The 18,933-nt window shown below is 41.0% G+C and carries 16 protein-coding genes; 9 read left to right on the plus strand and 7 right to left on the minus strand.

Translation table 11 applies throughout. The features are described from left to right. The first annotated feature begins 16 nt into the window (after positions 1 to 16). The 7 genes from DZC72_RS08040 to DZC72_RS08070 all read left to right on the plus strand — a co-directional run bounded on the left by DZC72_RS08040 (position 17) and on the right by DZC72_RS08070 (position 7,799). Positions 17 to 745 carry a type III pantothenate kinase gene (locus DZC72_RS08040; RefSeq protein ID WP_125222317.1) on the plus strand — a complete coding sequence of 243 codons (729 nt, stop codon included), beginning with the start codon at positions 17 to 19 and terminating at the stop codon, positions 743 to 745. Further along, positions 746 to 2,032, plus strand: a complete 1,287-nt coding sequence (locus tag DZC72_RS08045; RefSeq protein ID WP_125222318.1) for a hypothetical protein — start codon at positions 746 to 748, stop codon at positions 2,030 to 2,032. A 39-nt stretch (positions 2,033 to 2,071) separates the two neighbouring features. After that, a complete protein-coding gene (locus DZC72_RS08050; RefSeq protein ID WP_125222319.1) occupies positions 2,072 to 3,442 on the plus strand; it encodes a tetratricopeptide repeat protein in 1,371 nt (456 codons plus the stop codon). 1 nt (position 3,443) lies between these two features. Continuing rightward, positions 3,444 to 4,049 carry an LPS export ABC transporter periplasmic protein LptC gene (gene lptC / locus DZC72_RS08055; protein ID WP_125222320.1) on the plus strand — a complete coding sequence of 202 codons (606 nt, stop codon included), beginning with the start codon at positions 3,444 to 3,446 and terminating at the stop codon, positions 4,047 to 4,049. After that, the gene (locus DZC72_RS08060; protein WP_099546844.1) at positions 4,042 to 4,245 is read left to right on the plus strand and encodes a hypothetical protein; all 204 of its coding nucleotides are present in this window, start codon (positions 4,042 to 4,044) and stop codon (positions 4,243 to 4,245) included. Before lptC ends, DZC72_RS08060 begins: the two co-directional genes overlap by 8 nt. Before the next feature lie 2 nt (positions 4,246 to 4,247). Further along, positions 4,248 to 5,534 (plus strand): hemolysin family protein, encoded by a 1,287-nt coding sequence (locus tag DZC72_RS08065; protein WP_125222321.1) that lies wholly within the window; start codon positions 4,248 to 4,250, stop codon positions 5,532 to 5,534. 144 nt (positions 5,535 to 5,678) lie between these two features. After that, positions 5,679 to 7,799, plus strand: coding sequence for a peptidylprolyl isomerase (locus DZC72_RS08070; protein ID WP_125222322.1), 2,121 nt, complete (start codon positions 5,679 to 5,681; stop codon positions 7,797 to 7,799). Between the two features lie 48 nt (positions 7,800 to 7,847). Here DZC72_RS08070 and DZC72_RS08075 read toward each other — a convergent pair whose 3' ends face one another. Continuing rightward, complete coding sequence (locus DZC72_RS08075; protein WP_125222323.1) at positions 7,848 to 8,756, minus strand: GYDIA family GHMP kinase; 909 nt, start codon at positions 8,754 to 8,756, stop codon at positions 7,848 to 7,850. Next, entirely contained in the window at positions 8,757 to 10,073 is a 1,317-nt protein-coding gene (locus tag DZC72_RS08080) for a hydroxymethylglutaryl-CoA reductase, degradative (protein WP_125222324.1), read from the minus strand. 207 nt (positions 10,074 to 10,280) lie between these two features. On the opposite strand from DZC72_RS08080, the gene DZC72_RS08085 reads away from it, so the two are divergent. Together DZC72_RS08085 and DZC72_RS08090 are read left to right on the plus strand one after the other, a co-directional pair. After that, on the plus strand, positions 10,281 to 12,446 hold the full coding sequence (locus DZC72_RS08085) for a S9 family peptidase (RefSeq protein WP_125222325.1): 2,166 nt from the start codon (positions 10,281 to 10,283) through the stop codon (positions 12,444 to 12,446). Positions 12,447 to 12,472: 26 nt separating this feature from the next. Beyond that, positions 12,473 to 13,972 (plus strand): peptide MFS transporter, encoded by a 1,500-nt coding sequence (locus DZC72_RS08090; RefSeq protein ID WP_125222326.1) that lies wholly within the window; start codon positions 12,473 to 12,475, stop codon positions 13,970 to 13,972. Positions 13,973 to 13,974: 2 nt separating this feature from the next. Here the strand turns inward: DZC72_RS08090 and DZC72_RS08095 are convergent, their stop codons facing one another. The 5 genes from DZC72_RS08095 to surE form a co-directional block, all read right to left on the minus strand. After that, positions 13,975 to 15,993: a ComEC/Rec2 family competence protein gene (locus DZC72_RS08095; RefSeq protein ID WP_125222327.1), complete on the minus strand. Its 2,019-nt coding sequence runs from the start codon at positions 15,991 to 15,993 to the stop codon at positions 13,975 to 13,977. A gap of 93 nt (positions 15,994 to 16,086) precedes the next feature. Continuing rightward, entirely contained in the window at positions 16,087 to 16,662 is a 576-nt protein-coding gene (locus DZC72_RS08100; RefSeq protein ID WP_125222328.1) for a C40 family peptidase, read from the minus strand. 69 nt (positions 16,663 to 16,731) lie between these two features. Then, positions 16,732 to 17,850, minus strand: coding sequence for a lipid-A-disaccharide synthase (lpxB, locus tag DZC72_RS08105; RefSeq protein ID WP_125222329.1), 1,119 nt, complete (start codon positions 17,848 to 17,850; stop codon positions 16,732 to 16,734). A 1-nt stretch (position 17,851) separates the two neighbouring features. Continuing rightward, the gene (locus DZC72_RS08110; RefSeq protein ID WP_125222330.1) at positions 17,852 to 18,136 is read right to left on the minus strand and encodes a hypothetical protein; all 285 of its coding nucleotides are present in this window, start codon (positions 18,134 to 18,136) and stop codon (positions 17,852 to 17,854) included. Beyond that, the gene (gene surE / locus DZC72_RS08115) at positions 18,133 to 18,909 is read right to left on the minus strand and encodes a 5'/3'-nucleotidase SurE (RefSeq protein ID WP_125222331.1); all 777 of its coding nucleotides are present in this window, start codon (positions 18,907 to 18,909) and stop codon (positions 18,133 to 18,135) included. Before surE ends, DZC72_RS08110 begins: the two co-directional genes overlap by 4 nt. Positions 18,910 to 18,933: the final 24 nt, after the last annotated feature.

Here is an 18,933-nt window from a genome sequence, read left to right on the forward strand (position 1 = left end):
TTTATAACTTTACAGCATGAATTTAGTCGTTGATATTGGGAATACCTTTGTAAAATTTGCAGTTTTCGACAATAAGACCCTTGTTTTTGATGAGCGCTTCAAGTTAGGGGAATTTGCCACTAGGGTGAAAAAACTTTTTAAGGCGTATTCTAGTATTGACAAGGCGATTTATGCATCGGTAGGTGCTACGGACAAAAAATACTGGAACGTTCTGACATTGTTCTGCAAGGTACATGTGCTATCCCACCAGTCCAAAGTACCCTTCAAAAACAGTTATGCAACGCCCCAGACCTTGGGTATAGATAGAATCGCCTTGGCTACGGGGGCATTTTATCATGCACCCCAAAGGAATACCTTGGTCATCGATGCCGGTACCTGTATAACGTATGATATGGTGAACGATTTTGGTGAGTATATTGGCGGGGCCATCTCACCGGGGTTGGAAATGCGATATAGGGCCATGCACCAACAGACTTCGGCCTTGCCACTTCTGCAAGTAGAGGCCCCTTTGGACTTGATTGGGAATACAACAAACAGCAGTATGCATAGCGGAGTCGTTAACGGCGTCTGTGCCGAATTGGACGGAATTATTGATCAATATGCAACCAGATTTAAAGATTTAACAGTTATTTTAACAGGGGGTGATACTCATTTTTTGTCTAAAAGACTAAAAAATACCATCTTTGCGGATTCCAAATTCCTGCTAAAGGGACTTAATTATTTGCTGGAATACAACAAGCACTAAATGATCAAGAAAATTGTAATTGCAATAGTGTGCATAGCCTCAGCGGGCATGTACGCTCAAAATGGTACTGTTTCTCCCTATTCGTTTTTCGGTATTGGTGACTTAAGGACTTCGGCAACGGTTGAAAACCAAATGATGGGTCATATAGGGGTGTATACGGATAGCATTCACCTGAACTTACAAAACCCGGCGGCCTATGGTGAGTTGGGCCTTGATGTCATGGACAAAGTAGGCTTGGTGGTCTACACGGCGGGCATTTCAAACAAACAGGTGCGACTTAAAAGTTTTACCGAAGAGCAAAGTAGCTCCTTGACCAATTTGGATTATTTATCCCTGGGTTTCAGTTTGGGCAAAGGGCTGGGAATGGGATTCGGGATTATGCCCTATTCTTCCGTAGGATATAATTTTGTAGATGAAGGTGCTGACAATGGCCAGACGTTGACCAATATTTTTAGTGGCGAAGGCGATGTGACCAGGGTATATTATTCCATTGGATATCAAATAATCAAGGATGTAAGTTTGGGTGTGACCATAAATTACAACTATGGAACCTTGTCCAATGAAAGGCTCCAACAAATAGAGGATGTTCAGTTTGGCACTTTTGATAGAAGATCTTCGCAAATAAATGGGTTTGATTTCAAATACGCCCTCTTGTATACCCCACAGATTAAAGAAGATTATACCTTACATACCTCTGTGCGTGTAAATACCCAAGGGAATCTTGTTTCGAGGAACAATCGGAACATAGGTTCTTTTTCAGTGGCCAACGGAGGCAACATAGAAAATATAGATGTTAATTTGGATGCCAATAACCTGAGGAATACTGAATTTAAAATTCCTACTACTACAACATTGGGAGTGGGTTATGGTAAGGATTTCAAATGGTTTTTGGGTGCGGAATACAGCTTTCAAGGATTGAGCTCTTTTGAAAATCCTTTTTTGGGGACAACCAACATACAATATAACGATGCCAGTTCATTAGCTTTGGGAGGCTTCCTTACACCGGATGCGAGGTCGTTCGATAGTTATCTTAAAAGGATTACGTATAGGGCTGGGGTGCGTTTGGATAGGACCGGAATGGTGGTCAATGACGTGGACATAAATAATTTTGGCATAACTTTTGGTTTAGGGTTACCACTGGGACGAAGTTTTTCCAATCTTAATGTTGGCTTTGAACTGGGAAGAAGGGGAACCACTAGGGCAGATTTGATAGAGGAGAGTTACTTTAAGGTCAACATAGGCCTATCCTTAAACGATCGATGGTTCCAAAAACGAAAGATTAATTGATATATTTTTAGTACATTAACCACTTTTAAAATTAGAAAGATGAAAACTAAACTTTACTTCACGGCAATTATGTTCCTTGGGATGATGGGAGTAAGTAATGCACAGGCGCAAAATCCTGAATGTATGACGAACTTGTCCATATTTTCAGAGCATGCAAAGGTAAAAAACTATGAAGCGGCCTATGAGCCATGGAAAAAGACATATGAAGCCTGTCCTCAATTGAATAATGCCATTTATGTTTATGGAGAGCGTATTCTGAATGATAAAATAGAAAAATCTTCAGGAGCGGAGAAAGAAGGCTATATCAATGAGCTTTTGGGGCTATACGACAATAAGTTGGTTCATTTTTCTTCCAAAACCAGTGAAGGGGAAACCATGGTGGACAAAGCTATGGTTAAGTATGATAACAAAATGGCCGGTGATTCGGAAATGTATGCAATGTTATCAGAGGCCTTTACCAAGGATAGGGACAATTTTACCAATCCGAAGGCTTTGTACCTTTATTTCTCAAGCTTGGTAGACTTACACGATGCAGGGAAAAAGGAATTACAGGAAGTTTTTGATGTTTACGATGAGGTAACCGCAAAAATCGACGAAGAAAATGATAAGTTGACGGATAATATTGCCAAATTACTTCCCAAGGAAGAAGCAGGTACTTTGACCTCGAAAGAGAAAAGGTCCTTAAAGGTGTATAATTCGTATTCTGAAAATTACGGTAAAATTGCCGGTAGTATAGATTCCAAATTAGGTAAGTTGGCGGATTGTGAGAATCTGATTCCATTGTACGAAAAAAGTTTTGAGGAAAAGAAGGGTGATGTAAAATGGGTAAAGGCAGCCGTAGGTAGAATGTACAGTAAAGAATGCACCGAAGACCCAATGTTCAAAAAGTTGGTTGAGGTTCAAGCACAACTCGATCCCTCTGCGGATACTTATGTTTACTTAGGTTCCTTAAAAAAATCCAGTGGCGATACCAATGGTGCTGTTGCGGATTACAACAAAGCATTGGAATTGGAAACGGATGCTAAAAAGAAGTCAAATATTGCGTATAAAATTGCCACTAGTTATACGAAATCGAGTAGGTCGACCGCAAGAAGCTATGCACAAAAAGCGATTGATGCCAACCCGGCAAACGGTAGGGCTTACTTGTTGATTGCTAGTTTATATGCCGGTAGTGCCAATGAATGTGGAAGCACTCCTTTTGAGAAGCGTGCCATTTATTGGAAAGCTGCGGACATGGCCAGACAGGCAGGTAGGGTAGACCCCGCCTTAAGTGGAAGGGCAAGCCAGGCTGCTACAAGTTACAATGCCAAGGCACCAACCAAGGAAATGATCTTTAGTTCTGGGATGGCCGGGCAAACCGTATCCTTCTCTTGTTGGGTGGGCGGCAGCATTAAGGTACCAGCATTATAAAATGACAATACATGCTGTGAAAATATGTACGGGCATTGCCATGGTTTCCATGGCAATGCTTTTTTTTTCATGTAAGGATAATTACAAACGGGTAGGGGAAGAAGCCAAAAAGGAGATTTTTCCACAGGGGGTCGCTGAAAATTTTGTCCTGACCTATACGGAGATGCAAGAGAACCTAAGCGCGGAGGATACGGGTGCTTCTAAGGTACTGGCCGTTATATCGGGGCCCTTGCGAAATGATTTTGAGAATTTGGCATTCCCCCATCAGACCTTTCCAGAAGGACTATTGGTTGAAATTTTTAATGAACGGAATGAAAGAACGACCATTGAGGCAGATTACGGAATTTACTACACGGCAACGGCTATAATCGACCTTCAGGGAAATGTGATAATCAAGGGACACGATGGTAAAAAATTGGAAGCTCCACAGTTGTATTACGACCAGGAAAACGAGTGGGCATTTACCCAAGAAAAGTTTAAGTTTACAAACCCGGAGGATGGGACCGTTATGGACGGTGAGGGAATGGATATAAAGAAGGACCTTACCTTTTTGAACGCCCATAAAACCTTTGGTCTAATGTTGATTAAAGAAGATAAAGATGATTAAAATTTTAAGATATACGGAGTATTTGTATATAATCGTGGCTGCCTTTTCAATCTATAGAATTTTTACGGATTGGAATACGGATCGCAGCATGGCCTATCTTTTTATTTTTTTCGCGGTAATATCCATAGGAATGTTCTTTTTCCGAAGGAACTATCGCAAAAAGTTTGAACAACGCGCTAAGGATAATAACAAGTAGTGGTGGAAACTAGTATTGTAATTATTGTACTTTCCTTGGTATTTTCCGCTTTTTTCTCAGGAATGGAAATCGCTTTCGTTTCCGCGAACAAGATTCATATTGAAATTGAGAAGAAACAGGCCGGTCTTCTTGCAAAAGTGCTAACCCGTCTTACAAAAAGGCCTTCCAAATTTATAGCCACAATGCTCATTGGCAATAACATAGCCTTGGTCGTGTATGGACTTTTTATGGGAGAGGTGCTCATGAATTGGTTTTTGGGCATGAATACTCAAAATAAGGTTCTCAGGATTTTTTTAACGGATTTTAGCCTGTTGTCCCAAACCATTATTTCCACCTTGGTAATACTCATCACAGCAGAGTTCTTGCCAAAGGTTTTGTTCCAGATTTATGCCAACAGTCTTTTGAAAATGTTGGCCATACCTGCCTATATATTTTATTTGATATTTAGTATCGTTTCTGATTTTGTCATTTATATTTCTGACATTATTCTAAAATATATTTTTCGTACATCTGGGGACGAAGTGCAATTGGCCTTTACCAAATTGGAATTGGGCGATTATATCACGGAGCAAATGGAAACCGTAGAGGCGGAAGACGAGGTAGATTCTGAAATCCAGATTTTTCAGAATGCCCTTGAGTTTGCCGAGGTCAAGGCCCGTGAGGTTATGGTTCCAAGGACGGAAATTACTGCCGTGGAAATTCATGAAACACCTAAAAATTTGGCCAAGTTGTTCACGGAGACGGGATATTCCAAAATTCTTATATTTAAGGATACCATTGATAATGTAATTGGTTATGTTCATTCTTATGAACTTTTTAAAAAACCAAAAACGATCAAAAGTATACTCCTGCCCGTAGAGTTCGTTCCGGAAACCATGCTTATTCAAGATATTCTAAATGTCCTTATCAAAAAGCGAAAGAGCATGGCCGTGGTTCTTGACGAATATGGCGGAACTTCCGGTTTGATGACTGTGGAGGATATCGTAGAGGAGCTTTTTGGTGAAATTGAGGATGAACATGATACCACCGATCTTAAGGAAGAACAGATAGATGAACGGAATTTTTTGTTTTCGGCACGATTGGAGGTTGATTATGTAAACGAGAACTATAAATTGGAACTGCCCATTGGGGACGAATTCGAAACACTGGGTGGACTTTTGGTCCATCAAATAGGGAAAATTCCGGAAAGTGCGGCAGAAATTGTAGTGCAAAACTATAAGTTTACCGTACTTGAGGTCTCGAACACCAAAATAGACTTGGTTTCCCTGGAAGTTTTAAAGGATGATTGATTGAATTTTGGGATGGGCAGAGTATAGACCCTATCAAATTATGGACTACCCACCCTACCGCATTTTACCCACTATTATAGTTTTTATTATTTCAATTAAAAATGGTAATTTCGCCAACTGATTTTAATTTTTTGATTCGATAGGATGGCAGTTTTAGAAAATATTAGAAAACGGACCACGGTATTAATACTGATTATTGGTCTGGCACTTTTTGCCTTTGTGATTTCAGGGGTATTTACAAGTAGCAATTTTGGAGCTGGGGGCAAAGTGGGATCTTCCGTAGCCGAAATTAATGGCAAGGAAATTTCCATCGATGAGTTCAGGCAAAGGGTAGAGACCGCCGCTCAAAGGATGGGGCCTACTGTTTCTTCCATGCAGACTATGAACCAAGTTTGGGATCAAGAAGTTAGAAGAAGTATCTTGGAAGAGCAATTTGAGAATTTGGGCATCGGTATAGAGCAAGATCAAATTGTCGATTTTCTAAGAACTACAGGCTATGCCCAAAACCCTGAATTTCAGAATGAAAATGGGGTATTCGACCCAAATAGGTTTCGGTCCACGGTTTTGGATTGGAAGAACAACAATCCTGCCCAATATGATTTTTGGTTGCAGACCGAAAATGAAATAGTTCAAATGGCCAAGGAACAGACCTATTTTGATTTGATCAAGGCCGGAGTGGGAGCTACATTGAAAGAAGGTGAGTTTGATTATAAACTGGCCAATGAGAAAATGGATATTAAGTATGTAAGGGTACCCTATGCTTCAATTCCGGATAGTACCATAACCGTCACCAAAAGTGAGATTTCCGACTATGTCAACAAACACAAGGATGATTTTAAACAGGATCCTGCACGTGATATCCAGTTCGTCTATTTTAGCGAGAAGCCCTCTGAGGCGGATGATATGGCCATAAATGACGAAATAACCAAATTGTTGGATGATACCATTGAATATAATTCACAGACCGATAGGAATGACACCATAGCCGGCTTCAGGAACACAGAGGATATGGAAGCTTTTCTTGATAGACATTCAGATGTTAAGTTCGATACCATATATAAGGCCAAAAAGAACCTGCCCTCTAGTGTTGCAGATACCTTAATGACTTTGAACGTTGGTGAAATTTATGGTCCTTATAAAGATGCAGGCTCTTATAAAGTTTCCAAAATGATGGGAAGAAGGCCTAATGGTTCCGTAAAGGCAAGTCATATATTGATTGCCTATGAAGGTGCCACCAGGGCCAATCCAGAGGTAACTAGAACGAAGGAAGAAGCAGAAAAGGAAGCAAGCAGATTATTGGCCGAAGCGAAGAAATCCGGTGTAGTATTTGCCGAATTGGCAAGGGATAACTCTGATGGTCCGTCCGCACCAAATGGAGGTGATTTGGGATATTTCCAACAGGGAACAATGGTGCCGGCTTTCAATGATTTTGCCTTTGGTAATGATGTTGGAACGATTGGGATGGTTGAGACCGATTTTGGTTTTCACGTTATCAAAGTAGATGACAAGGAAGATTTGGTGCAAATAGCCACTTTGGCAAGGGAAATCGTTGCTTCCGAAGAAACAACCAACAAGCTTTTTACGGATGCCACAAAATTTGAAATGGAAACCATTGAGGATGAAGGTTCCTTTACTGAAATCGCCCAAAAAAGCGAGTATCTGGTTAGGCCGGTCAATAAAATAAAACAATTGGACGAAAACCTTCCAGGGCTTGGATCACAGCGAGTAATAGTTCAATGGGCATTCAACGAGGATACAGAGGTTGGCGATATTAAGCGTTTTAATATAAACGATGGCTATGCCGTAGTGCAACTGACCGGAATCTATAGGGAAGGGCTTATGAGCGCGGAAGATGCTTCGGCCATCGTACTTCCAATTATTAGAAAAGAAAGAAAAGCAGCGCAAATCATGGCCGCTAACCAGGGTAAGGACATGAATGCCATTGCTTCGGACAACAATACCACGGTTTCAACGGCAAGTGCCCTAACCGTAAAGTCGCCTACCATTCCTGGTGCGGGTAGCGAACCGGTAATCGTGGGTACTGCCTACGGAATGAAAGAAGGCGAAACTTCAGGTCTTTTGGAAGGGAACACAGGTATTTTTAAAATTGAGGTAACCAAGAAAACCGAGGCCCCTAAATTGGACAATTATGCTACGTATGCGAACACCTTGAAGACCAACGCGGCCAACAGGGTGAATTCCGAAGTTTACAACGCGCTTAAGGAGTCTTCAGAAATTGAGGACAAAAGAGCTACTTTCTACTAAAACTTTTTAAAAATAATATCAATAGGCCCTCCCAACGGAGGGCCTTTTTTATAGGATTATTTTGAAATATGGAATTACAGTGGTATATCCCTTTTTGCTGAAGTAGTCCATTTCCTCTTGCCCTCCAGTTGCCAATATAAAGTCACCGCCCCAGGCTCCTAGACTTTTGATACAGCCTTGATAGTCGGGAAAAAGTTGGTTTTTAATCGTTTCGACTTTTAAGGTTTTGGAAAGTAAATGCTCATGCGTATTTATTACAGTTTCAAATGTTCCAAGATCTTTCGCTGCTATAAGTTGAGTGGTAAGACCGTTTATTTGGGCAATAAGCTCTTTTTTATCAATATTTAATTGACGATATGCCTTAATAGCCTCCCTGCTATTTTGTTTTTTGTTCAAGTAGATAAAGAAAAGTCGGTCTTTAAACAGTGGGTCAAAAGGCACCTTTTCTACCTGAGGATTGCCTTCCTTTTTTTGATAAACAATGGGAGTATCGTTTTGGGCACAGGCAATGTCATATCCACTGCCGCCAAAAGTGGCTCCTAAAAGTTCAAAGGGGTTCACTTTGGCCCAGTTTGCCATATTATTGACAAGCGTGGATGAAGATCCCAAGCCCCAATCTTTTGGGAAGGTCAATTTAGTGTCGACAAAAACGCCATCGCAAGCATCCAAAAAGGAAGGATTCAAAGCTTTGGCTTCCCTTAAAACGCTAACCAAGCGCTCTGCCGATTTCACATCGGAGGTGGCAAGGATTTGTAAATCTTTTAAGGATAGGTCTGCCGTAAACCAGGGGGTATTTTTTTCGGTAAGGCTTTGCCAATTGATTTGACCCGTAGTTGAATTTTTCACAGATAAATATTGCCCAAATTTGGTAGGTATAGCAAGTCCTTTAGCGCCATCCAAAATAGCATATTCGCCCGTAAGTAACAATTTTCCGTTGCTGTAAAACTCCTTGATCATCTATTTTCTAAGGTTTTCAAGTGCGTTCAAGACCCCCCTATGGGTAACCGTATGGGTCTTAAAGTGTTCAATGAGGGTTGCTTTCTCTTGTTCCGTAGCGGCATGTTGATTCAAAATATTCATTAGGTGCATTTTCATGTGCCCCTTTTGGATGCCCGTAGTAACCAAAGAGCTTACCGCCGCAAAGTTCTGTGCAAGACCCGCCACGGCCATTATTTGCATTAACTCAACGGCCGATGGATTCTGCAATATTTCTAGATTGAGTTTCACCAAAGGATGTAGCTTTGTGAGTCCGCCCACGGTGCCCACTGCAAGAGGAATCTCAATCCAAAATGTGAATATATCTCCATCGATTTTGGCATGTGTAAGACTGCTATATACACCATTTTTTGATGCATAGGCATGTGCCCCGGCCTCAATGGCCCTAAAATCGTTTCCTGTGGCCAGTACCACCGCATCGATACCGTTCATGATACCCTTGTTATGGGTAACAGCCCTGTAAGGCTCCACTGTGGCAATTTCTACGGCCCGTACCATTTTTTCGGCGAAATCCTTGGGTGCTATGTCGTTGGAAAGGTTCAATTGATCAATAGGACAGTTTACTTCGGCCTTGACCAGACAACTGGGAACATAGTTGGAAAGAATACTCATTACTACTTCCAATTGTTTTTCTTCATCGGAAAAATAAGGGTTTGCCAGTGCCTCTTTTTTAAGGGTTTCGGCTAACTGTTCCAAACAACTATTGATAAAGTTTGCGCCCATGGCATCTTTGGTCTCAAACGTACAATGCAGTTGATAGTAATTAGGAAGCTTGCTAGTTTTGTCCTTTAGAACAATGTCATTGATTCCACCTCCTCGCTTTTGCATGCTTTGGGTCAAATGTTCTGCTTCGGACAACAACGTTGTTTTTATATTGTTGAAGAAATCCAATAGTTTGGACGCACTCCCGTGGTACATGAAATGTACCTGGCCCACTTTTTCCGTACCCAGGACTGTTGTCCTAAAACCTCCACGGCCTTCCCAAAATTTGGCCGCTTTACTTGCAGCTGCAACTACGGAACTTTCCTCAATGGCCATTGGGATAGCATAAAGCCTATCATTGATCAAAAAATTAGGTGCTATTCCCATCGGCATATAAAAATTACTGATCGTATTTTCTATAAACTCGTCATGTAGCTGTTGCAATTGGGAATCCGTATTCCAGTACGATTCCAGGATTTTTTTTGATTGTTGGGGGTTTTGTGTGTAGTTGGTGGCGATCCATTCAATTTTTTCTGATTTGGATAGCTTGGAAAAACCGGCAATGGGCTTCATCATTTTTTAGGGTTTCTTGGGTAATACGGCTAACTTTCAAAATTTGAAAACAGCCTGAAAATAGTCGTTTCAAGGGTAAAGATAATGATATTGGCCCTAATGCAAACGAAAGTGAAAGCAGCGTTAAAAATGAGGTCTTTTTGAATGGAATCCGAGGTTTTTTAGATAATTAGTGGTAAACTTGGAGGATTTAACAAATTTCATCATTTCATGCGAAAATTTTACATTCTAGCACTATGCTTGATTGGTTTTCAAACGGCGATTCTTGCCCAACAAAAAAAGGTTACTGTAGAGGAGATTTATTCGGGAACATTCAGTACTCAGGGTCTTGATGTGCTTCGTTCCATGAACAATGGGAAACAATACACCGTTTTAAACTTTGACCGAAATACTGGAATATCTACCATAGACAAGTACGATTATAAGACCTTGGAAAAGGTGGAGACCATAGTTTCTTCGGCGGACTTGGAGGAAGTTGAAAACTTTTCCTCCTATGAATTTAGTAACGATGAGTCCAAGGTCTTGTTGGCAACTGAAGTAGAATCCATTTTTAGGAGGTCTACCCTGGGTGTTTTTTATGTGTTTGATCTCGCTTCCAAGAAGTTAACCAAAATTGGCAATGATAAAATTCAGGAACCTGCCTTGTCGCCCAACGGTGAAAAGGTGGCCTATGTGAGGGATAACAACCTTTATATGATGGAACTGATGACAGGGAACACCCAACAAATCACCAAGGACGGCAAAAAGAATGAAATTATCAATGGTATTACGGATTGGGTCTATGAGGAAGAATTCGCGTTCGTACGGGCCTTTGAATGGAACAGTAACGGAACCAAGATCGCATTTTTAAGATTCGATGAGACTAAGGTGCCGGAATTTTCAATGGATATGTACGGTACCGAAAAATATCCTTCCCAAAATGTATTCAAATATCCAAAGGCGGGAGAGGACAATGCCATTGTGAGCCTTCATTTGTTGGATGTTGCAAGCGGAACAATTTCCATGGTTGATTTGGGCAATCCTTATTATATCCCTCGGATAAAATGGATGAACAACCCAAATTATTTAAGTGTACAGACCATCAACAGACACCAAAACGATTTGCGATTGCAGGAGGTAAATGCCGATACAAAAACTGTTAGGTTATTGTTGCAGGAGACGGACGATGCATATGTGGATATTACGGACGACCTTACTTTTTTGGCGGACGATAGTTTTATTTGGACGAGCGAGAAGGACGGTTGGAACCATATATATCTTTACAATTCCGATGGGGAACTGATGAACCAAATCACCAAAGGGAATTGGGAGGTTACCCGCTATTATGGATATGATCAAAATGAGGATAAGGTGTATTATCAATCTACGGAAAATGGCTCAATAAATCGGGGTGTTTATAGTGTGGAGAGCAGTGGCAAAAATAAGAGGAATTTGGCAGTGGCCGATGGGACCAATAATGCTTCCTTCAGTGCGGACTTCAGTTACTTCATCAACACATTCTCCAACGCTACCACACCCCCCGTCTACACCCTGCATAAGGCTTTAACTGGTAAAAAGCTTAAGGATATAAAGGACAATACAGGGCTTTTGAAGAAATTGGAAGGATACATCATCAATCCAAAAGAGTTTTCCACCATCAATATCAACGGGAATGATTTAAATATGTATATCATAAAGCCCCAGGATTTTGACGCATCCAAAAAATATCCCTTGTTGATGTACCAATATAGTGGCCCGGGTTCCCAAAGTGTGAACAATACATGGTACAATGCCAGGGATTATTGGCATCAGGTCCTAGTTGCCGATGGTTATATAGTTGCCTGTGTAGACGGCAGGGGTACGGGTTACAAAGGCAGGGATTTTAAAAAATCCACGTATTTGAATTTGGTAAAGTATGAGACCGAAGATCAAATAGCAGCGGCCAAAAAATTAAGTGAGAGACCCTACATTGATGAAAACAGAACGGGCATTTGGGGATGGAGCTTTGGAGGCCATATGGCCACAAACTCGCTGCTTAAAGGAAACGATACCTTTGAGATGGCCATAGCCGTAGCACCGGTGACTTCTTGGCGATTTTATGATACAATCTATACAGAACGCTTTATGCGTACACCGAATGAGAATCCTAGCGGATATGATGACAACTCACCCTTTAATTATCCTGAATTGCTGAAAGGGGATTTCTTGTTGATCCATGGCTCAGGGGATGACAACGTTCATGTGCAGAACACCATGCGAATGATAGAAGCGCTGGTGCAGGCCAATAAGCAATTTGAGTGGGCCATTTATCCAGACAAGAACCACGGTATATACGGCGGAAATACCCGAATTCATCTATTCAACAAAATGACCAATTTTGTAAAGGAAAACTTATAAGAAACCAATAAACCAAACCAAGATTTATGGAAATTACTTCAAAACCTAGCGAGGGTAGCTTTAAACATCCAAAAGGATTGTACGTACTGTTCACCGCAGAAATGTGGGAACGTTTCAGCTATTATGGCATGCGTGCCATATTGATTCTTTTTATGACTACTGACGTGGCATTTGAAGGCTTGGGCTTGACCACCGAAACGGCGGGTGCTGTTTACGGTCTTTATACTGCCTCTGTGTATTTGATGACATTACCTGGTGGATGGTTGGCCGATAATATATTCGGACAAAAGAAAGCCGTGTTCTACGGAGGTGTCCTAATCATGATTGGCCATCTAGTTCTGGCCATTCCAGGTTCTCCAATAATATTTTTTACAGGATTGGCTTTTGTTGCCTTGGGAACCGGATTGTTGAAAGGAAATATAAGCACCCTAGTTGGAGAATTATATTCAAAGGACAGTGGTGCAAAAAGGGATGCAGGCTTCTCCATATTTTATATGGGAATAAATTTGGGATCCTTCTTGGGTCAAATTTTTGTGCCTTTATTGGCAGAATATAATTGGCATCTTGGCTTTGGTCTGGCAGCGGTTGGAATGCTTTTTGGTTTGATTGCCTTTAAGGTGTACTCCCCAAAATATCTCGCCGAAATTGGGGTAGAACCTAAAGTTAAAAGTGCCGGTGAAGAAAAAACGTCCTCCAATTCTTCAATAACGATTTTCATTATTGCAATTGTTTTGATTTCCCTTTTTCTGTTGCAGTTCTTAGGTTATATTGATGTGACAACAGCTACGGGCATTGCACAGGCACTTGGTCTAATCATCGTTTTGATAACCATGGGTTACTTCATAAACATTTTGTTCAATGGGGGTTTGAACATTATCGAGAAGAAACAGGTGGGGGTTATTTTTATACTTTTTGTAGGGATAGCTATATTTTGGTCCGGTTTTGAACAGGCGGCTTCTTCCTTGAATTTATTTGCAAGAGATTTTACAGATAGGTTTATAGGAGGTTGGGAAATGCCAGCGGGGATGTTGCAATCCGTGAACTCCGCCTTTATTATAATTTTTGCACCCATCATAGGGGCACTATGGGTAAAACTGGCAGCCAGAAATATAAATATAAGAACGCCCTTAAAGTTCGCTCTTGGACTTATTTTATTAGGTGCCGGTTTCTGGGTGATGGTAGGTGCCGCCAATGTTGCTGCAAGTGGTACAAAGGCGGGTATGTTCGCTTTGATTCTCACGTATTTTCTGCATTCCATTGGGGAGCTGACCATTAGTCCCGTTGGACTGAGTGCAACAAGCAAATTGTCCCCAGCCAAATACTTGGGCCAAATGATGGGAATTTGGTTTGTTGGGGCGGCCCTGGGCAATTTAATTGCCGGATTGATAGGCGGTAATTTTGATCCTGAAAATGTCCTTGAAATGCCGAATATTTTCTTGAACGTCGTTTGGGTTTCCGTTGGGGCCGGAATTATTTTCTTGGTTGCCGGACCCTTTATCAAAAAATGGATGGGCGATGTAAATTAAACCTATTCAATATCAAAAGCGTAATATCCCATTTCACCTGTATAGTGGAATGGGATATCGTATTTTTCACAGGTCGCTTTCCAGGATTCGATAAAACTTGGGAAATTGCTTCCATCTGCAATGATTTCATGTGGTTTGGTTTCAAGAATGAACCGTTCCAGATTTATCTTCGGGGATTCCACAATTAGAAATATGGTTTGGGAATCCTTAGGCATATAAATTCCAGAACTATCGACAACTTGAAAAGTCCTCCCTTTCAACATATAGCTGTTTTTCAGGAGAAGGTATTTCGTTTGTTCGATGCGTTCTTGTACGCCATAACTATCTACCCAGCTTTTCGCACTTGTTGTATCCGGAGTCAGTACATCCAGTTTATTGCCATTTCTATCAAACACTACAGAGTTTTTTATTTGATGCAATATGATAGTTTCCTTCTTTCCACGCGATTCAAATTCTTGATACACCGTGTACAATTGGAACATCAGAAGAAGACCCAAAAAGAGCATAACACGCTTAAAGTTCGTTTTGGAGAACCCATAAATAAGGGAACCAATAAGAAGGTAACCAAGGAGCAATTGCACGTCATCGAAGGAAATGGATTTAAAAACAAAAGCCTCCTGGCGGGCTATCCAACCTATTATTTGGTTCATAAACCCGATAATTTTATTGTAAAGCGAAATCAATGGCGTTGGAGCAATGTCCAATAGGGATAATAGAATAATGCCTATGCCCATTCCCAAAATCAGTCCCAAAAAAGGAACGATCAATAAATTTGAAATAAAGAATAATCCAGGAAATTGATGAAAATAAAACAAGCTTATCGGCAAAACGCCTAGTTGTGCAGCAATACTAACGGATAACAGTTGCCAAACATAACGTAAAACCTTATTCTTTGGATACCACCAGCGCTGTAATAGGGGATAGATCCAAACAATGGCGAAGACGGCTGCATAGCTCATTTGAAAGCCAACCTGGAACAATAAATTTGGATTGATTACCAATAATATAAAGAACATGGATAAAGCCAAAATATTAAAACTGTTCGAAGGTCTGTTTAGGTACATGGCGTATGCTACAAAGGTAAACATGGCACAGGCCCGGATGATGGAAGGTGAAAGTCCCGCAATAAATGCGAACGCCCAAAGTAAAAACACCGTTAGGAACAAACCTATTTTTTTACCGAAAGGGATGCGATGCAATGGTTTTAACAGAAATTGTATTAAAAGCAATAGGATTCCTATATGGAGTCCGGAGACCGCCAAAATGTGTACGGCTCCGGCATCGATATAATTGGAATATGTTTCCTCGGAAATATTGGTACGTTCGCCCAAAAGCAAGGCCTGTATGATGGAAAGTTGCTCGGCTCCAAATTCCTTTTGCTCCAAGGTTTCTATGATATTGGTTCGTATTTGTTGGGCATAACCGAGGAAGGTCCTTGATGGATTTGGCAAGCTGATAAAGTTATCGCCCGACAACTTCATGGAATGATGCACCCCTAAATGCCCCATGTATCCTTTAAAGTCAAACTGATGCGGATTTACGGGCGGTTTTATTTCCGATACCCTTGTTTGTACAAACAGTTCTTGGTCAACCATAAGAGTATTGGAAGCACTATCTCTAGGCTGATTTACAAGGATTTTACCAACGGTCTTCTTGTCATCTACCGTTAAAACCGATGCCAGGTAGTTTTGGGAAAAGGCATTGGGCTTAAGCACATCCCGTATTTTAATTCGAATTAAGGCAGACTCTGATTTGGCAATTTTACTAAAATGATGATCGTACTGAATAGGCTGATTTTGGAGGTAGGTAAATATCCCTAAGATAATGACAGTAGCACCTGCCGTACTATCAAACTTTTGGCTTTTGTAGTCCTTACGAATGAATACATACCCCAAGGTTGCCAAGCTTGCTAATAATAGACCTAGGCAAAGACCAATGGGTATTTTAAAAAAGTATCCCAATAAAATGCCCAATGTAAGCAATAGCGTACCCTTAATTGGGACAAACGCCAATAATTTCACATGTTCCCTTTTAATTAACTTATTGAAAGTTAAACATTTATTTTTGTTGGACACTTCGCACTGTCCAAGAATAACCTCATTGAAGGCTACCCACTATAATATTCTGGTGGCTTTTACAAAGGCCTGGTTCCAAAAACCGTCCCGTAATGAGGAAATGGTTACGCCCCTTGAGGTAGAAGCATGAATGAATTTAATTTCATCCTCCTCTACCGTTACTACCATACCTACATGGTTGATACGTTTAGAACCTCTGGTTGTCTTAAAAAAGAGAAGGTCTCCTTTTTCAATGTCCTTGACCCGGATTCTTTTTCCTCTCTCTGCCATGCGACTGGAGGTTCTAGGAAGCTCCACGTCATGTTCGCTGAAGGACACATATAAAAGTCCGGAGCAATCCATTCCCTTTCTGGTGGTACCGCCATATTTGTAGCGCACGCCTGAAAATGTCAATGCGGTATTTATAATATTATCGGCCTTTGAAGCATTGCTTTTTGGTACTTCAATAGGGTAGGAATCATTGGGGGAATCATTTAGATCAATCCGGCTGGCGCCCCTTCGGACCTTATCAGCTGCGGCAACTGATATGGTACGTTCTGTTAGGGTTCCCTTTTTTTTGGAACTACCACAACTGGTCAATAAAAAAACGAGTAGAAATATGGAAAAATAGCGCATGGATTTCAAGTAGCCTCTTTTACTTGAACATCAAAATTATAGAATTATTTTGTAATGGTCCGGTTTGTACTAGGAATTGGTCATAGCCACTATTGACAGTGCCGTATTTTTACTGGCACCTATTCCCCCCAATTGTTGTCTTAGTAGCCTATAATCCTTTTGGATTTCTTCCCTTTTCGTTCCGGCTAGGATGGCCTGCAATTCCTTTTTCAGTCGATTGGTGTTTAAATCGTTCTGTATCAACTCGGTAACAACTTCCTTCTTCATGATGAGGTTCACCAAGGAAATATATTTCAAGGTAATGATCCTTTTTGCAATTTGGTAGGAAATCCAATTGGCTTTATAGCAAACAACCTGTGGGACTCCAAAAAGAGCTGTTTCCAATGTAGCCGTCCCACTTGTAACCAAGGCGGCATGGGAGATGGACAAGAGGTTGTATGTCTGGTTTTTGACCATTTTTACATTGTTGCCTTTTAAATAGGGTTCATAAAATTGGGATTCTAAACTGGGTGCCCCGGCAATTACGAATTCATAGTCGGGAAAGTCCTTTGTAATGGATAACATTAGAGAAAGCATTTTTTGTACTTCCTGTTTCCTGCTGCCCGGTAGTAAGGCTATAATGGGTTTATGTGGATCGATTTTAAATTTTTCCCTAAAAACAGGTTCTTTTACCTCTGGGCGATTGGAAATGGCATCGATCAATGGGTGGCCTACAAAATTTACGGGGTAGTGATGTTTCTTTTCATAAAACTCCTTCTCAAAGGGAAGTATGACGTGCATGGTATCAATATCCCTTTTTATCTTTTTGATTCTTCCTTCCCTAGAGGCCCATATTTGTGGTGAAATATAGTAATTTGTTTTGTAACCTTTTTCCTTGGCCCATTTGGCAATCCGTAGGTTAAAACCGGAATAATCAATAAAAACGATACTATCCGGATTAAAACTTTCAATGTCTTTTTTGCAAAAAGCAATGTTTCTGAAAATGGTATGTAGGTTCATTAACACTTCAAGAAAACCCATAAAGGCCATTTCTTTGTAGTGTTTTACAAGTGTACCACCGGCCTGCTTCATTAAGTCCCCGCCCCAACATCGCACCTGGGCACTTGGATCTACCTCCCTAAGTGCTTTTATCAAATTGGAGCCGTGCAAGTCTCCTGAGGCCTCCCCTGCAATGATGTAATATTTCATTCTAAAAAACTTTGTAGTATAGAATCACCAAAGCAGTTAGAATGGTGGCAATTAGAACCCCCTTGGCCCTATTGTCCCTCTTTATCCGCAAAAATCCAAAAAAAGCGATCAGGTTTAAAATGGCACCTAGTGCCAACAGACTGCCTACATGACCTTGTGTAACAGCGGCAGTATAGGTCTCCATAATACTTAGGTCTGAGAATAATACGATATAGGCCAAAGTTCCAATGGTATTGGCAATGATGCCCACTAAAAACCCTATTAAAAGTTCCTTTTTAACGTTCATTTTAAGTTCCAATTATTGATGTCCTGTATGGCATGATGTGCCGTAAGGTCAAACTGGGTGGGCACTATTGAAATATAACCGTTTGCCAAGGCCCATTCGTCCGTATCTTCCCCTTTGTCCAAGAGCTCGAATTCGCCCGTCAACCAATAGTAATCCTTACCCATAGGGTTTGTCCTTTTATCAAACTTCTCCTTCCAATTCGCTTTGGCCTGCCTACAGACCTTAATTCCCTTCAGGTCTTTTTTTGGCAGTTTGGGAATGTTGACGTTGAGGACCACACCTTTTGGGATGCCAAACTTTAAAGCCTCACGGACAATGTTTTTTACAAAATCTTCAGAAGGTGCGAAATCCGCTTCCCAATTATAGTCGCATAGTGAAAATCCTATGGCCGGTACTCCCTCGATCCCAGCTTCAATGGCAGCACTCATAGTACCGGAATAGATTACGTTGATGGAGGAATTTGATCCATGGTTGATACCACTCACGCAAATATCCGGCTTCCTGTCCAAAAGTTCTTGAAGACCTAATTTCACACAGTCGGCGGGGGTGCCACTACAACTATATTCCTCTGTACCCGTATGACTGAGATCTACCTGCATTTTTTTTGAATAGAGTGTACTGTCCAAGGTTATGGCGTGCCCCATTCCAGATTGTGGGCTATCCGGGGCTACCACTACAACATCCCCAATTTCCTTCATGTAAGAGACCAATGCACGAAGCCCAGGGGCCGTGATTCCATCATCATTGGTTACCAATATCAAAGGTTTTCCCATGGTATATACTTTCTGTGGTAAAAA

Origin of the sequence: Maribacter algicola, assembly GCF_003933245.1 — a bacterium.
Lineage (GTDB): Bacteria > Bacteroidota > Bacteroidia > Flavobacteriales > Flavobacteriaceae > Maribacter > Maribacter algicola.

Excerpts from the sequence above, each read along its gene's own strand:
- DZC72_RS08100 (WP_125222328.1), bottom strand. The coding sequence starts at position 16,662 with ATGCGCTATTTTTCCATATTTCTACTCGTTTTTTTATTGACCAGTTGT.
- DZC72_RS08040 (WP_125222317.1), top strand. The coding sequence starts at position 17 with ATGAATTTAGTCGTTGATATTGGGAATACCTTTGTAAAATTTGCAGTT.
- DZC72_RS08070 (WP_125222322.1), top strand. The coding sequence starts at position 5,679 with ATGGCAGTTTTAGAAAATATTAGAAAACGGACCACGGTATTAATACTG.
- DZC72_RS08045 (WP_125222318.1), top strand. The coding sequence starts at position 746 with ATGATCAAGAAAATTGTAATTGCAATAGTGTGCATAGCCTCAGCGGGC.
- DZC72_RS08060 (WP_099546844.1), top strand. The coding sequence starts at position 4,042 with ATGATTAAAATTTTAAGATATACGGAGTATTTGTATATAATCGTGGCT.
- DZC72_RS08075 (WP_125222323.1), bottom strand. The coding sequence starts at position 8,756 with ATGATCAAGGAGTTTTACAGCAACGGAAAATTGTTACTTACGGGCGAA.
- DZC72_RS08080 (WP_125222324.1), bottom strand. The coding sequence starts at position 10,073 with ATGATGAAGCCCATTGCCGGTTTTTCCAAGCTATCCAAATCAGAAAAA.
- lptC (WP_125222320.1), top strand. The coding sequence starts at position 3,444 with ATGACAATACATGCTGTGAAAATATGTACGGGCATTGCCATGGTTTCC.
- DZC72_RS08110 (WP_125222330.1), bottom strand. The coding sequence starts at position 18,136 with ATGAACGTTAAAAAGGAACTTTTAATAGGGTTTTTAGTGGGCATCATT.
- DZC72_RS08085 (WP_125222325.1), top strand. The coding sequence starts at position 10,281 with ATGCGAAAATTTTACATTCTAGCACTATGCTTGATTGGTTTTCAAACG.
- DZC72_RS08050 (WP_125222319.1), top strand. The coding sequence starts at position 2,072 with ATGAAAACTAAACTTTACTTCACGGCAATTATGTTCCTTGGGATGATG.
- lpxB (WP_125222329.1), bottom strand. The coding sequence starts at position 17,850 with ATGAAATATTACATCATTGCAGGGGAGGCCTCAGGAGACTTGCACGGC.
- DZC72_RS08090 (WP_125222326.1), top strand. The coding sequence starts at position 12,473 with ATGGAAATTACTTCAAAACCTAGCGAGGGTAGCTTTAAACATCCAAAA.
- surE (WP_125222331.1), bottom strand. The coding sequence starts at position 18,909 with ATGGGAAAACCTTTGATATTGGTAACCAATGATGATGGAATCACGGCC.